This is a genomic window from Allobosea sp. 10L417 (assembly GCF_056395485.1).
The window spans coordinates 143258-157638 of sequence record NZ_JBFTJP010000006.1; the positions used below are offsets into that span (position 1 = coordinate 143258).

Genomic DNA, 14381 nt, shown 5'->3' on the forward strand with positions numbered 1-14381 from the left:
ATCTGTCCTGAAGGTTGGGTCTGATTGGTTGGCGTCGGTCAGTTCGGAAGATGGCCGTCGAGATCGTCCTCGATATGGACGCGGATGATCTCGTCGAAATCGCGTTCAGCCTTGAAGCCCAGCGCCAGCGCGCGCTTGGCGTCGAACCGCGTCGGCCAGCCGGCGATGATGGCGGAAGAGGCAGGATCGGGCGCGCGCCTGATCAGCTTGACCGCCCGGTCGCCGGCAACGCGCCTGAGCGCCTCGATCTGCTCGCCGACCGTAACGCAAACGCCCGGCATGGTCAGGTTGACGCGCGGGCCGAGTTGCTCGCGCGAGAGCCCGGAAGCATGGATCAGGAAGCCGACGGCCGCGCGCGGGCTGGCATGGGTGAAGAGCACTTCGTCGCCGACCGGCAGCAGCGCCTCCTGCCCCTGCAATGGCTCGCGGATGATAGCTGAGAAGAAGCCGCCAGCCGAGGCGTTCGGCTTGCCCGGCCGGACCACGATCGAGGGGAAGCGGATGCCGACCCCCTCGACGAAGCCGCGCCGCGTGTAGTCGGCCAGCAGCAATTCCCCGATGGCCTTCTGCGTGCCGTAGCTGGTCAGCGGCGTGACATGGAACTCATCGGAGATTACGGAGGGGAACGGCGCGCCGAAGATGCCGCTCGAGCTGGTGAAGACGAGCTTCGGCACGTAAGCCGCGCCGCCCTCGTGCCGGATCGCTTCCAGCAGATTGCGCATGCCGTCGAGATTGACGCGGTAGCCCTTGTCGAAATCGCGCTCGGCCTCGCCGGAGATGATCGCGGCAAGATGGAAGATCAGGTCCGGCCGCAGGGCGGCGAGTTCCTTCGCCACGGCAGCGTCGCCGGAATCCTCAACGCGGATCGCAGCCCGGTCTGCGAGCTCGGGCGGCAAGGAAGCGGGCACGACATCTGTCAGAGTGAGCTTGCTGATCGCCTTGCCGGCGCAACTTCCCTCGCGCGCCAGACGTTCCGCCAGTTTCCGGCCGACCATGCCGGCCGCCCCCGTGATCAGAACATGCATGGGCGCTCCCTACCCGTTCTCGTGCCGGGGCGCTTCTTGTCGCGCCCTTGAACGATGGCGGACGGAAGACCGCCCGCCATCCGCAGTCGCGCTCAGAGCGCGAAGCCGCCATCCGCCAGATGGATCTGGCCGGTGGTGTAGCTCGACTCGTCGGCGGCGAGATAAACCGCGAGCCAGGCGATCTCCTCGGCCGTGCCGAGGCGGGCCATCGGCTGGCGATCGATGAAAGCCTGCCGGGCGGCGGCCTCGGTCGTCCCGGTGGAAGCAGCGAGGTCCTTGATGCGCTGGTCGAGCGAGGGCGACTGGATCGTGCCCGGGCAGATCGCGTTGGCGCGGACGCCCTTCTTGATGTAGTCGGCTGCGACGGCCTTGGTCAGGCCGATCACCGCCGCCTTGGTCGCGCCATAGGCGTAGCGATTGGGGATGCCGCGCACCGAGCCGGCGCCCGAGGCAATGTTGATGATCGAGCCGTTGTGCTTCTCCAGCATGCCCGGCAGGAACGCCTGGATCGTCCGGTGCATCGCCTTGACGTTGAGGTCGAAGGAGAAGTCCCAGGCCTTGTCGTCGGTGTTCAGCACCGTGCCGTGATGGACGAAGCCGGCGGCGTTCACGAGAACGTCGATCGGGCCGACCTTCTCGGCGAAGGCGTTGACCGCCTTGGTCGAGAGCACGTCGAGCTTGCGCTTCTTCGCCTTGGGAATGCCTTCGAGCAGGCCGACATCCTTGTCGGTCGCCCAGACGGTGGCTCCCTCAGCCACGAAAGCCTCCGCGATGGCCCGGCCGATCCCCTGCCCCGCGGCGGTGACGACCGCGACCTTGCCCTTCAAACGTCCTGCCATGCTCGCTTCCTTTTATTAGCCGGCTTTTGCAATAGTCTTGCGCATATGGGTCAGCCGCCGGTCGGCCATGTCCTCATGATGCGTGATGGCGAAGCCGAGGCGCTCGTACCAGCCGATGCGCTGGGCCAGTTTGGCGTGGGTGTAGAGGTGGACGGAGCCGTAGCCGAGCGCCCGCGCCCGCTCGTCAGCGAAGGCCATCAGCGCTGCGCCCAGCTTGCGGCCCCCGGCCTCCGGCGCGACCGCGATGCTCCAGACCGTGAAGTCCTGCGGCTCGACCTCGAGAACGATGGCGGCCTCGAGGCCATTCTCGCCATCCACCAGCCAGACCTCATGCTCGGAGACGACCTGCCGGTAATCGGCGATGCGCGGCAGCGAGGGAACGCCGATGATGCTCTCGTTTGGAGTATACGCCGCGTTCTTGAGGGCGAGGATGGCCGGAATGTCGGCATAGCCCGCGCGGCGCAGTGCGGCAGCCCCCGCCTGTGCGGCGATCTGGTTGAAGGCGCCGAGCGAACGCTTCTGGTTGCCCTGTCCGTCAAAATTCTCCGGCGCCAGCCAGCGACGGAAGGCCTGAGCGCGCACCGGCCACTCGCTATCGAGGATCGAGAACCAGGCGGTGTCGCGGTTCTCGCCCTTCACCACCATGTGCTGGCGGAACAGCCCCTCATACTGGAAGCCGAAGCGCAGGGCGGCGCGCTTGGAGGGCTCGTTGAGGTTGTTGCACTTCCACTCGTAGCGGCGATAGCCGAGCGAGAAGCCGTAGTCGCCGACGAGATAGATGGCTTCCGTCGCCGTTCGCGTGCGCTGCAGCGCCGGGGAATAGGTGATCCAGCCGACCTCGAACACGCCATGCTCGGGCCGGATCTCCATGATCCAGAGATGGCCCTTGGCCTTGCCGTCGGCCTTGTCGATCACGGCGAGCGGGACGATGCCCGCCTTCGCCACCATCGAATCCAGCAAGGCGCGGTATTCGTCCTTGCTCTTCGGCGGGGTGGCGGGCAACCAGTCCCAGACGCTGTCATGCCCGGCATTGGCAGCCCAGATGTCATCGAGATGGCGGCTGACATCGAGCGGCTCGAGCCGGCAATATTGCCCGTCCAGAACCTTGGCCGGCGGGAATGGCGGCGCCTTCCAGTCGAGTGTCATGACAGTCCCTTCCCCCGCCAGCTCGTGAAATCCTGCTGAACGCTCCAGCCCGAGCCGAGCTCTTCCGCAATGGCATGGGCGAGCGCATGCCCCTCGGCCTCCCAGGCCATGCGCTCGACCTGATCGGCGAAGTCGGACGCTACCGGATCATCCTCGTCATAGATCGCGTCGAACGCATCCATCCAGGCTTCGAGCCGATCTCCGATCGCCTCGGACAGGCCGAGATCCTCGGCATCAACGGCCTTGCGCTTGCCCTTGGCGTCGACCTGCCAGAGCCCGCTACGCCCGAGCCATTCCGGTGCGATCAGGAGCGTGCCGCTCATGAGCGCTCCCCGAGATCCTTGGTGAAAAACGGATTGAGCGGCACCGAAGCGCCGTTGCCGGCAAAGCCCTTGAAACTCCCCTCCTCCGCGATCAGCCGCGTCGTCTCGATGAAGGCGGCCCATGCTGCCCTTGCCAAGGCGGCGCCGATCGAGATGCGCCGCACGCCAACCGCCGCGATATCCGCGACAGAGAGCCCGAAATCGCCATAGACCAGCGCGTTCACCGGCTTTCCCCCGGCCGCGGAGACGATGGTGGCGATATCGGCCGCGGTCTTCGGCCCGGGGGCATAGAGCACGTCGGCGCCTGCCGCCGCATAGGCTTCGATCCGGCGCACCGCTTCCTTCAGCGGCTCCGAATGACCGGTCAGGAAGCATTCGGCGCGGGCCGTCAGCACGACGCCGGAGCCGGTGTCGTCGATTGCCTTGCGCGCGGCCTTGACCCGCTCGACCGCAAGCTCGAAGGCATAGAGAGGATCGTCCGTGCGCCCGGTTGCATCCTCGATCGAGAGGCCGGCGACGCCGGTCGCGACGCAGAGCTTGACGTTGGCGGCGACGCCGTCCGGCGTATCGGCATAGCCGTTCTCGAAATCGGCATTGACTGGCAGATCCGGCACAGCCTTCACCATCTCGGCGATGTGGGCGAGCATCATGTCCCGCGGTACGTCTTGGTCGGCACGCGCCTGCGTGAAGGCGAAGCCGGCGCTCGTCGTCGCCAGCGCCTTGAAGCCCTGTCCGCGCAGCCAGCGCGCCGAACCGAGATCCCAGGGATTGGGCATCACGAAGCACTCAGCCTCGTGCAGCTTGCGGAAGGCTTCGACTTGCGGGCTATGTGCCATTTTAAATCGTTTCAAATGGAGACCGATGCGAGGGTCGCATAGTGTCCAGCGCGCACGCATTTGTCAGCCCCGAAGCCGCGCATCGGCGGACGGGCGCCGTTGCGCATGGCGAATGCCGCCGCAGCCGTCATTCTCGGGCGGCACGAAGGGCCGACCCGAGAATCTCTCGCCGGAAGAGGCGCATTCTTCGGCACGAGATGCGCGGGACAGGCCCGAGCATGACGCGCCAGGGAGCGCCGCGCTCAGTGGTTGTCGCGCGGAATGCCGAACTTCTTGTGGATCTTCTGGTACTTGACGGCCGGCTTGAGGACCATGCCCTCGGAGAGCTCGCCAACGATCTTGCGTTGGATCTCCTGCCAGGGGGTCTGGCTCTTCGGATATTTATAGCCGCCCGACGCCTTGAACGCCGCCTTGCGCTCAGCCAGTTCCTCATCCGAGATCAGGATGTTGGCGCTGCGTTTCTTGAGGTCGATACGGACCTTGTCGCCGGTCTTCAGCAGCGCCAGGCCGCCGCCGGTCGCCGCCTCCGGCGAGGCGTTGAGGATCGAGGGCGAGCCGGAGGTGCCGGACTGGCGCCCGTCGCCGACGCAAGCGAGCGCGGTGACGCCCTTCTTGATCAGGTAATCCGGCGGCCGCATGTTCACCACCTCGGCCGCGCCGGGATATCCGATCGGGCCGACGCCGCGGATGAACAGGATGCAATGCTCGTCGATGGCGAGCGCGGGATCGTCGATGCGGTGGTGGTAGTCCTCCGGCCCGTCGAAGACGATGGCGCGGCCCTCGAAGGCCATCGGGTCCTTTGGGTTCTCCAGATAGCGCTTGCGGAATTCCGGGGTGATCACGCTGGTCTTCATGATCGCGGAATCGAAGAGATTGCCGGAGAGGTTGAGGAAGCCGGACTGGGCCTTCATCGGCTCGTCATAGCTCTTGATGACCTCGCGGGCGATGGAGAAGGCACCCTTGCAGTTCTCTTCCAGGGTGTTGCCGTTGGCGGTGATGGCGGGCTTCAGCTTGCCCTTCTCCACCAGCTCCGCGATCACGGCCGGCAGGCCGCCGGCGCGATAGTAATCCTCGCCGAGATACTCGCCGGCCGGCTGCAGGTTGACCAGCAGCGGGATCTCGTAGCCGATCTTGGTCCAATCCTCGTTGTCGAGTTCGACGCCGATATGCTTGGCGATGGCGTTGACGTGAACAGGCGCATTGGTCGAGCCGCCGATCGCCGAATTGATGACGATGGTGTTTTCGAAGGCCTCGCGCGTCAGGATCTTCGAGGGGATCAGGTTTTCCCAGACCATTTCGACGATGCGCTTGCCCGTCAGATAGGCCATCTCGTAGCGGTCGCGATAGGGCGCGGGGATCGCGGCGGCGCCGGGCAGCGTCATGCCCATCGCTTCCGCCAGCGAGTTCATCGTCGAAGCCGTGCCCATGGTGTTGCAGTGGCCGGCCGACGGCGCCGAGGAGGCGACGAGTTCGACGAAGCCCTTATAGTCGATCTCGCCCGCCGCCATCATCTGGCGCGCCTTCCAGACGATCGTACCGGAACCGGTCCGCTCGCCGCGGAAGGAGCCGTTCAGCATCGGCCCGCCCGGCAGTGCGATCGCTGGGATGTCGACCGTCGCGGCCGCCATGATCTGCGCCGGGGTCGTCTTGTCGCAGCCCGTCGTCAGCACCACGCCGTCGAGCGGGTAGCCGTAGAGGATCTCGACGAGGCTGAGATATTGCAGGTTGCGGTCGAGCGAGGCGGTCGGCCGCTTGCAGGTTTCCTGGATCGGGTGGATCGGGAACTCGAAGGGCACGCCACCCATCTCGCGGATGCCGTCGCGGACGCGGTGCGCCAATTCGATATGGTGGCGATTGCACGGGGCGATGTCGGAACCGGTCTGGGCGATGCCGATGATCGGCCGGCCGGACTGCAACTCGTCGCGCGACAGGCCGAAATTCATGGTGCGCTCGATATAGAGCGCGGTCATATCCGCATTCGCGGGATTGTCGAACCACGCCTTGGAGCGCAGCTGCTCGGGCTTGATGCGCCGAACCGGCTTCTTGCCGGGGGTCTTGCCAGGTGCCTTGGCCATCTCGTTTCCTCTCGCGCGGCACGGCGCTGACGGCCGTTTGCCGATCTCTCATTCAAACGATTTGAGACAAGCCATCATGCCGATCGCCGGTAGCTCGGCAAGGGCCATTCTGCTTGATAGTCATACTAATTATTCATGCTGTATGCAGTATGCAACAACGTGTGGTGCGCGGCACACGCTTGCCAGCCCTGCCGGTTTGGCGCCAAGAAAAGGCGGGTCAGAAGGCACGCCCTGACAGAACCGGCCAATCTGACCGTCCGAAAAGCGCCGCCGAGGAAACGCGCCATGTCCCTTCACGTCGTCCCATCCTTCGCCCGCATCGGCGAGGAGAACGCCTTCGCCGTGCTGGCGCGCGCGACCGAGCTGCAGCGACAGGGCAAGGACATCATCAATCTCGGCATCGGCCAGCCGGACTTCGCCACGCCCGAGCACATCGTCGAGGCCGCGGTGAAGGCACTCCGCGACGGCCATCATGGCTACACCCCGGCGAACGGCATCCTGCCGCTGCGCGAGGCCGTCGCCGCCGACCTGCACAAGCGCTTCGCGGTCGAGGTCTCTCCCGAGAGCGTAATGATCGTGCCGGGGGGCAAGGTCACCATGTTCATGGCGATCCTGATGTTCGGCGAGCCCGGCGCCGAAATTCTTTATCCGGACCCCGGCTTCCCGATCTATCGCTCGATGATCGAATATACCGGCGCGACGCCGATCCCGGTGCCGGTTCGCGAGGAGAACGGCTTTGCTTTCTCCGCCGAGGAGACGCTCGCGCTGATCACGCCGAAGACCCGGCTCCTCATCATCAACTCGCCGGCCAATCCGACCGGCGGCGTGACGCCGAAGAGCGAGATCGACAAGCTCGTCGCGGGGCTGGCTGATTTCCCGGACGTCGCGGTGATGTCGGACGAGATCTACGACCAGATGGTCTATGACGGCGAGAAGCATGTCTGTCTTCTCAGCTATCCCGAGATCCGCGACCGCCTCATCCTGCTCAATGGCTGGTCCAAGACCTATGCGATGACGGGCTGGCGCCTGGGCTACTCGGTCTGGCCGAAGCCGCTGCTCGACAACGCCCGCAAGCTTGCGGTGAACTCGCATTCCTGCGTCAACGCCCCCGCGCAATGGGCAGGTCTGGCGGCGCTCACCGGCCCGCAGGACGCCGTCCACACGATGGTCGCCGAGTTCGACCGGCGCCGTAAAGCGGTGGTGAAGGGGCTGAATGGCCTGCCGGGCGTCTCCTGCGCCGTGCCGAAGGGCGCCTTCTATGCCTTCCCAAACATCACCAAGACCGGCTGGAAGGCGAAGAAGCTCGCCTCGGCCCTGCTGGAGGAAGCCGGCGTCGCCACAATCGGGGGACCCGATTTCGGCGTCCATGGCGAAGGCTACATCCGTCTCTCCTACGCGAACTCGCTAGAGAACATCGAGAAGGCGCTCAAGCGGATGGGCGCTTTCCTCGAGAGCCGGCACGGAGCCTGAACATGGTAACCTGTTATCTGCGCTATATCATCGATCCCCATCAGCTCCCGGCCTTCGAGGCTTACGGCAAGCTCTGGATCCGGCTGGTCGAGAAGTTCGGCGGCAAGCACCACGGCTATTTCATGCCGTCGGAAGGCGTGTCCAACGTGGCGCTCGCCTTGTTCAGCTTTCCCACACTGGCGGCCTATGAGGATTACCGCAAGCGCTCCTTCGACGATCCCGAATGTCAGGCCGCATTCGCGATGAACGAAAAGGACCGCTTCATCATCAGCTACGAGCGGTCATTCTTCCGGCCGGTCTTCGAGGATGATCAGGGCGTAAAGCGCGCGCCCTGAGAGCCCCCTCAGTTCCGCGCCGCGCTCGCGGTGACGCCGGGATCGACCTTGAAGCTCGAGGCCTCGATCACCGCCGTTCCGATCATCGTCTTCACGGAGATGCGCACCGGCACCATCACATCGGTGCCGGCGACCGGCGCCAGCCAGGCTGTGATGTCTCTGTTCTCGGTCATGAACTTGGTGCTGGGCCGGAGCGCCCGGTGGCCCGAAATCGGCACATAGCGCGCCTGGCAAATGGAAACCGGACCGCTATAGCCGTCGAGCTTGACGTTGCGGGTCCCGGCGCTGCTGAGCTTGATGTCGTAGCGCGCCGCGCCGTCGAAGATCGGCAGTGTGCGGTTGCAGGCGCCGTCCCTGCCCTTGCCGTTGACCGGCATAAGGAAAGCGCTGAGCGGATCGACGATGTTGCGCTTGTGCCCCTCGGTGACCGGCACGCGGTCGGGCTTGTCGTCGATCGGCGGCTCGATATCGATGCCCGCGACGCTGTTATCGGCGAGCGCCATGCGCACGGTGCGGCTCTCGCTGGAATTGGCGGAGCTGACGGCGAAGGTCCTGGGCGCGAGCTTGCCGCCCACCAGTGCCCCGGTCGCCGCGCCGGAGCCGCGGCCGCCGGTCACGCCGCCGACGATTCCCGTCAGCTTCGCGGCCATGTCGAGCTTGTAGCTCGATCCGTCGATACCGCCGGAGAGGCTCGCGGTGCCCAACGTGATGCCGAGAAGGGAGACGTCGTAGCGCGCATCGAGCGAGGCCGCCTCGGCCATCTCGGCCAGACAGGCTGCGAGAACCAGCGCTGCGAGGGACGATGCGACGGCGGATTTCATCCATTGCCTCCGGAACGGCGCGATCCTGCGCGACATGCACTCTGAATCGGTCCGAATCGTGACCGGTTTCCCATCGCAGCGAAGCGACGGCCGGACGAAGCATCCGATGCCGATCTTTACACCTCGTTAACGCTGAAGGCGATGTGAACAGGCCGCGGGAGTTTTCCTTGACGAGGCCTGCGAGCTTGGCTATGGAACCACGACTTCAATTTGACTTCCGGTGCTCGCCGGCACGTCGCGTGTCGGTTTTTTTGTTTGAGCGACCTGGGGATGTAAGGAACGATTGCCATGGCCCGCCGTTGCGAACTGACCGGGAAAGCCACCCAGACCGGCCACCTCGTCAGCCACTCGAACCGCAAGACGAAGACCGTCTTCCGCCCGAACCTCGTGAACGTCACGCTGCAGTCGGACGCGCTCGGCCGTTCGGTGCGCCTGCGCATTTCGGCCAACGCCCTGCGTTCGGTCGAGCATCGCGGCGGCCTCGACGCCTTCCTGCTCAAGGCTGCGGCCGGCGACCTCTCGGTCGGCGCGCTCACCCTGAAGCGCGATCTCGAGAAGAAGCTTATCGCCAACTGAGCGGGCTTCCCTTTCGGGGTTGAACGAAGCGGCCGAAAGGCCGCTTTTTTCGTTTGGGCCACACCTGCCGTCATTCTCGGGCGCGGCGAAGCGGAGACCCGAGAATCTCGGGCGGGAAGAGGCTCCTGTTCCACTGGTCATGAGATGCTCGGGTCAAGCCCGAGCATGACGTTCTCTCTACGAAAGCAGCTCGAATTCCAGCAGCACCGTCCGCTGCAGGAAGGAGAAATTGTCGTCCGAGATCAGGGTCAGCACTGTGCGCCCGTTCTCCTGATGGACGGACAGCCCTTCCATATTATCGATCTCATAGCCGAGATCGGCCTCGATCAGGCCCGGTCCATCCACCAGCGCGCCCGGCCGGATGTCGCGCCCGGCGATTCGCCTCATCCTCATGCCGACGCCCCGCAGCGGCTGGTACCAGCGCTCGAGCAGCAGCATGTCGCCAGACGGCAGAAAGGCGAGATCGGTGATGTCATAGCCGTCATGCCTGGCGACCTTGAACAGCCCCGGCTGGGGACCGCCGAGAATCGCGCCGAGGGTCGGCTCGTCCTCCTTGCCCGATCGCTCGGCGACCGCGACAAGCGCGCCCTTCAGCGGCCCTACCGGCACCACACCCAGCGCCTCCAGCCCGCGATTACGCGGCAGGCGTTTGATTTCGGGCGGCACGGGCACCGATCGCGCCCGCGCTTCGACGCCCTCGCCCGCCCAGTCGAAACGCACGATCTCGTGCCGGCGTTCGATCCCGACATGGGCGACGCCATCGGCGATGCAGAGGCTCTCGGTGTCGAAGAGCCCCGAACGCGCAAGCGGCCGTCCGGAGGCGCCGAGGATGGCAGCCATCTCGGCATCGGCGAGGCCGGTAAGCTTGCCCCCTTGCGAAGCGATTCTCGCCGTCAGCCAGTAGCCGCGGTCGGTCACTGCGACGAGATCGCGTCCTTCTTTGAGTCGAGCCATGCCGGAGAAACCGCCAAAGCGCGGATGCCCGGACGACAGCACGAGGCCGCTGCGGAACTGGAGCGCGCCGAATCGGCGCCGCTCGGGGTTGCGCGGTTCGAAGGCCGCGAGCGGCCGGGCTGAAACCGAGACTGGAAAGCGAGTCTGCTCGGCGGCCTGCGCCACCCCCGGCAGCACCAGGCCGCCGAGGCCCGCAAGCGCGGCACGCCGTGTCAGGCGCATCAATGCAGGCGGCGCGACGTGGGACCGGCGGCTGGCCCGTCCTCTTCGAAAAGCTCGGCGAGCTTCTCGGTCATCACGCCCCCCAGTTCCTCGGCATCGACGATGGTGACGGCGCGGCGGTAGTAGCGCGTGACGTCGTGGCCGATGCCGATGGCGATGAGTTCGACCGGCGAACGGCTCTCGATCTCGGCGATGATATGGCGCAGATGCCGCTCGAGATAATTGCCGGCATTGACCGAGAGGGTGGAATCGTCGACCGGCGCGCCGTCCGAGATCACCATCAGGATCTTGCGCTGCTCCGGCCGGCCGAGCAGGCGCTTATGCGCCCAATCCAGCGCTTCGCCGTCGATGTTCTCCTTGAGCAGACCCTCGCGCATCATCAGGCCGAGATTCTTGCGCGCGCGCCGCCAGGGCGCGTCGGCGGCCTTGTAGATGATGTGCCTGAGGTCGTTGAGGCGGCCGGGATTGGCTGGCTTGCCCGACTGCAGCCAGGCCTCGCGCGACAGCCCGCCCTTCCAGGCGCGCGTCGTGAAGCCGAGGAGCTCGACCTTGACGCCGCAACGCTCCAGCGTGCGAGCGAGGATATCGGCGCAGGTAGCGGCGACCGTGATCGGCCGTCCGCGCATCGAGCCGGAATTGTCGATCAGCAGGGTCACCACCGTGTCGCGGAAATTGACGTCCGATTCCCGCCGGAAGGAGAGCGGCTGGAACGGGTCGATGATGATGCGCGGCAGGCGGGCAGGATCGAGCGCGCCTTCCTCCAGATCGAACTGCCAGGAACGGTTCTGCTGTGCCATCAACCGCCGCTGCAGGCGGTTGGCGAGGCGTGCGACGACGCCCTGCAGATTCGCGAGCTGCTTGTCGAGATAGGCGCGCAGGCGCGTCAGTTCCTCGGCGTCGCAAAGCTCCTCGGCCGTGACGATCTCGTCGAACTTGGTCGTATAGGCCTTGTAGTCCGTCTGGGGGCGTTCATTGCCGCGGCTCTCGCGCGGACGCGGCGCCTCGCCGGCCTCCTCGGATTCGGAGCTGTCATCCTCCTCGTCCCAGTCGCCGGCCGGCGCGTCGGTCGCCTCGGAGGCGCCCTCCTGCAGCTCCTCGGTCGCGTCCTCGCTGACCTCGACCTCGGAGCGGTCCGCGCCGCTCTCCTGCTCGGATTCGCCTTCCTGCTGCTGCTGGTCCTCGGAGGACTGGTCCTGGTTGTCCTCGTCCTCCTCGGACTCGTCGCCCTGCGCGGTCTGATCGGCCATGTCGAGCGAGGCCAGCATGTCGCGCACCGTACGGGCGAAGCCGCGCTGGTCCTCGATCGTCTTGGAGAGCCTGTCGAGATCGCTCCCGGCCTTGGCTTCGATCTGCTCGCGCCAGAGCTCGACGATCTTTTCGGCCGCCTTCGGCGGCTTCAGGCCCGTCAGGCGCTCGCGCACCATCAGCGCCAGAGCATCCTCGAGTGGCGCGTCGGCGCGATCGGTGATTTCCTCGTAACGCCCGCCGCGATGATAGCGGTCCTCCAGCATCGCGGTGATGTTGCCGGCCATGCCGGACATCCGCCGCGCGCCGATCGATTCGACGCGCGCCTGCTCGACGGCATCGAAGACGGCGCGGGCAGCATCGCCCTCCGGCGCGGCGCGGCGATGGATCGCGGCGTCATGGCAGGCAAGGCGTAGCGCCATCGAATCGGCATGGCCGCGAAGGATCGCGACATCGCCGACGCTGAGCTTGCGCGGCGGCTCGGGCAGTCGCGCCCGCTCGCCGACCAGCGACGGCTTGTCCGAGGCAAAGACGATTTCCATCTCCGGCTTGCGCGCGATCGCCTTCATCGCGCCCGAGATCGCCCGCTTCAGCGGCTCGGCCGGGGCTTCCTTCGGCGTTCCAGGCTTGCGGTTCGAGATGCTCATAGCGCCTTCGTGAAGTGATGCAGCGATTGACCCGCCACCGGATAGTTCTCCATCCGGCCGCATTCGCGATAGCCGAGCTTGGGATAGAAGCCCGGCGCATGGATGCTCATTGTCCCGAGAAAGACACCCTTGGCGCCGTGCTGGCGAGCCTCGTCTTCGGCTCGCGCGACCAGCGTCTCGCCCAATCCCGCGCCGCGATGGGCCTCGTCGATCCAGAGCAGATCGACATAGAGCCATTCCCATTTCAGCTCGCCGACGAGGCCGCCGACGATCTCGCCGCTCTCGTCGCGCAGGCTGATGGCCAGCGGCTTGGCGTTCCGGGGGCCGACCTTCGCCTGGTTATGCGCGCTCAGGCCACGCAGCACCGCGGCACGCGTCTCGTCCTGCTCGGGCTCGACCGTGATCGCGACCACAACCCCTCCTAGCGCGAACGCCCGTCATAGGCCGTCGGCGACAATTCGGTCGGCTCGATGCCGGCGAGGCAGCGCACATTGACCGCGACCATCGGCGTGCCGTCGGGCCCATTCGCCTTGGCAAAGGATTCGACGCCGCAGGTCTCGCAGAACAGATGCTGGATCTTCTGCGTGTGGAAACGGTACTCGGTCAGCGCATCCTCACCCTTGGTGAGGGTGAAGGTGCTGGCGGGCGAGAACGCGAGGATCGAGCCACGGCGCTGGCAATAGGAGCAGTTGCAGGTGAGCGTCGTCCCGAGATCGGCCTCGACCTCATAGGCGACACGCCCGCAGTGACAGCTTCCCTGGTACTGCGCCATGGCTCGTGTCCTCTCGTTAGCTCAGCACCACATTCGCCGCGCTTTCCGGCAGTTCCTTGCCGAAGGAGCGCTGGAAGAACTCGGCCACCAGCGTGCGCTCCATCTCGTCGCACTTGTTCAGGAAGGTGACGCGGAAGGCGAAGCCGATATCGCCGAAGATCGCCGCGTTCTCCGCCCAGGTGATGACCGTGCGCGGGCTCATCACGGTCGAGAGATCGCCGTTCATGAACGCGTTGCGGGTGAGATCGGCGACGCGGACCATCTTGTTGACGATGTCCTTGCCCTCCGGGCTCTTCTGATAGTGCTTCGACTTCGCGAGAACGATCGCGACCTCGTTGTCATGCGGCAGGTAGTTCAGCGTGGTGACGATCGACCAGCGGTCCATCTGGCCCTGGTTGATCTGCTGCGTGCCGTGATAGAGGCCCGAAGTGTCGCCAAGACCAACCGTGTTGGCGGTCGCGAACAGCCGGAAGGCCGGATGAGGGCGGATGACGCGCTTCTGGTCGAGAAGCGTCAGCTTGCCGGACTGTTCGAGCACGCGCTGGATCACGAACATCACGTCTGGGCGGCCGGCGTCATATTCGTCGAAGACGAGCGCGATGTTGTTCTGCAGCGCCCAGGGCAGGATGCCGTCCTGGAACTCGGTGATCTGCTTGCCTTCCTTGAGCACGATCGCGTCCTTGCCGACGAGATCGAGGCGCGAGACGTGGCTGTCGAGGTTGACGCGGACGCAGGGCCAGTTGAGGCGGGCCGCGACCTGCTCGATATGGGTCGACTTGCCGGTGCCGTGATAGCCCGAGATCATGACGCGTCGGTTATGCGCGAAGCCGGCGAGGATCGCGATGGTGGTGTCGCGGTCGAAACGGTAGTCGGGGTCGAAATCGGGCACATGCGGATCGGCTGCCGAATAGGCCGGCACTTCGAGGTCCGTATCGATCCCGAAAGTCTGCCGAACCGACAACTTCATGTCGGGCAATCCGGGCGCGGTCGTCGTCGTCATCATCTTGTCTCCAGGCGCAGGGCCGTGGCCGGCTACATGCCGGTTTGCCCAGAGCCGACCGAGGAGGGAGGCGGATCATCCCTCATTAGAGCGAA

Annotated in this window: 15 protein-coding genes; 3 read left to right on the plus strand and 12 right to left on the minus strand. The window is 65.7% G+C overall.

Going from position 1 to position 14381, the window contains the following annotated elements:
* Nucleotides 1-38 precede the first annotated feature (38 nt).
* From denD to AC1DE3_RS16490, 6 genes are all read right to left on the minus strand, one after another.
* Nucleotides 39-1025, minus strand: coding sequence for a D-erythronate dehydrogenase (gene denD / locus AC1DE3_RS16465; protein ID WP_476779988.1), 987 nt, complete (start codon nt 1023-1025; stop codon nt 39-41).
* A 92-nt stretch (nt 1026-1117) separates the two neighbouring features.
* Entirely contained in the window at nt 1118-1864 is a 747-nt protein-coding gene (locus AC1DE3_RS16470; protein WP_441510673.1) for an SDR family oxidoreductase, read from the minus strand.
* Nucleotides 1865-1879: 15 nt separating this feature from the next.
* Nucleotides 1880-3010: a GNAT family N-acetyltransferase gene (locus AC1DE3_RS16475; RefSeq protein ID WP_476852572.1), complete on the minus strand. Its 1131-nt coding sequence runs from the start codon at nt 3008-3010 to the stop codon at nt 1880-1882.
* Nucleotides 3007-3333, minus strand: coding sequence for a hypothetical protein (locus AC1DE3_RS16480; RefSeq protein ID WP_476779989.1), 327 nt, complete (start codon nt 3331-3333; stop codon nt 3007-3009). Before AC1DE3_RS16480 ends, AC1DE3_RS16475 begins: the two co-directional genes overlap by 4 nt.
* On the minus strand, nt 3330-4169 hold the full coding sequence (locus AC1DE3_RS16485; RefSeq protein WP_476779990.1) for an isocitrate lyase/PEP mutase family protein: 840 nt from the start codon (nt 4167-4169) through the stop codon (nt 3330-3332). Before AC1DE3_RS16485 ends, AC1DE3_RS16480 begins: the two co-directional genes overlap by 4 nt.
* Before the next feature lie 242 nt (nt 4170-4411).
* Entirely contained in the window at nt 4412-6244 is a 1833-nt protein-coding gene (locus tag AC1DE3_RS16490; RefSeq protein ID WP_476779991.1) for an IlvD/Edd family dehydratase, read from the minus strand.
* A gap of 285 nt (nt 6245-6529) precedes the next feature.
* On the opposite strand from AC1DE3_RS16490, the gene AC1DE3_RS16495 reads away from it, so the two are divergent.
* The gene (locus AC1DE3_RS16495; protein WP_476779992.1) at nt 6530-7714 is read left to right on the plus strand and encodes a pyridoxal phosphate-dependent aminotransferase; all 1185 of its coding nucleotides are present in this window, start codon (nt 6530-6532) and stop codon (nt 7712-7714) included.
* A gap of 2 nt (nt 7715-7716) precedes the next feature.
* The gene (locus tag AC1DE3_RS16500; protein WP_476779993.1) at nt 7717-8049 is read left to right on the plus strand and encodes an NIPSNAP family protein; all 333 of its coding nucleotides are present in this window, start codon (nt 7717-7719) and stop codon (nt 8047-8049) included.
* 8 nt (nt 8050-8057) lie between these two features.
* Here the strand turns inward: AC1DE3_RS16500 and AC1DE3_RS16505 are convergent, their stop codons facing one another.
* Nucleotides 8058-8870, minus strand: coding sequence for a DUF3108 domain-containing protein (locus AC1DE3_RS16505; protein WP_476852573.1), 813 nt, complete (start codon nt 8868-8870; stop codon nt 8058-8060).
* A 288-nt stretch (nt 8871-9158) separates the two neighbouring features.
* Here AC1DE3_RS16505 and rpmB point away from each other — a divergent pair, with 288 nt between their 5' ends.
* The gene (gene rpmB, locus AC1DE3_RS16510; protein ID WP_441510680.1) at nt 9159-9446 is read left to right on the plus strand and encodes a 50S ribosomal protein L28; all 288 of its coding nucleotides are present in this window, start codon (nt 9159-9161) and stop codon (nt 9444-9446) included.
* Between the two features lie 177 nt (nt 9447-9623).
* On the opposite strand, the gene AC1DE3_RS16515 is transcribed toward rpmB, so the two are convergent.
* From AC1DE3_RS16515 to cobS, 5 genes are read right to left on the minus strand one after another with little or no spacing between them, the layout of a single operon-like run.
* Nucleotides 9624-10622, minus strand: coding sequence for an esterase-like activity of phytase family protein (locus tag AC1DE3_RS16515; RefSeq protein ID WP_476852574.1), 999 nt, complete (start codon nt 10620-10622; stop codon nt 9624-9626).
* Nucleotides 10622-12514 carry a cobaltochelatase subunit CobT gene (cobT, locus tag AC1DE3_RS16520; protein ID WP_441510682.1) on the minus strand — a complete coding sequence of 631 codons (1893 nt, stop codon included), beginning with the start codon at nt 12512-12514 and terminating at the stop codon, nt 10622-10624. Before cobT ends, AC1DE3_RS16515 begins: the two co-directional genes overlap by 1 nt.
* On the minus strand, nt 12511-12927 hold the full coding sequence (locus AC1DE3_RS16525; RefSeq protein WP_476852575.1) for a GNAT family N-acetyltransferase: 417 nt from the start codon (nt 12925-12927) through the stop codon (nt 12511-12513). Before AC1DE3_RS16525 ends, cobT begins: the two co-directional genes overlap by 4 nt.
* 8 nt (nt 12928-12935) lie before the next feature.
* Nucleotides 12936-13286: a GFA family protein gene (locus AC1DE3_RS16530; RefSeq protein ID WP_476779997.1), complete on the minus strand. Its 351-nt coding sequence runs from the start codon at nt 13284-13286 to the stop codon at nt 12936-12938.
* 16 nt (nt 13287-13302) lie between these two features.
* Nucleotides 13303-14286: a cobaltochelatase subunit CobS gene (gene cobS, locus AC1DE3_RS16535; protein ID WP_441510685.1), complete on the minus strand. Its 984-nt coding sequence runs from the start codon at nt 14284-14286 to the stop codon at nt 13303-13305.
* Nucleotides 14287-14381 lie beyond the last annotated feature (95 nt).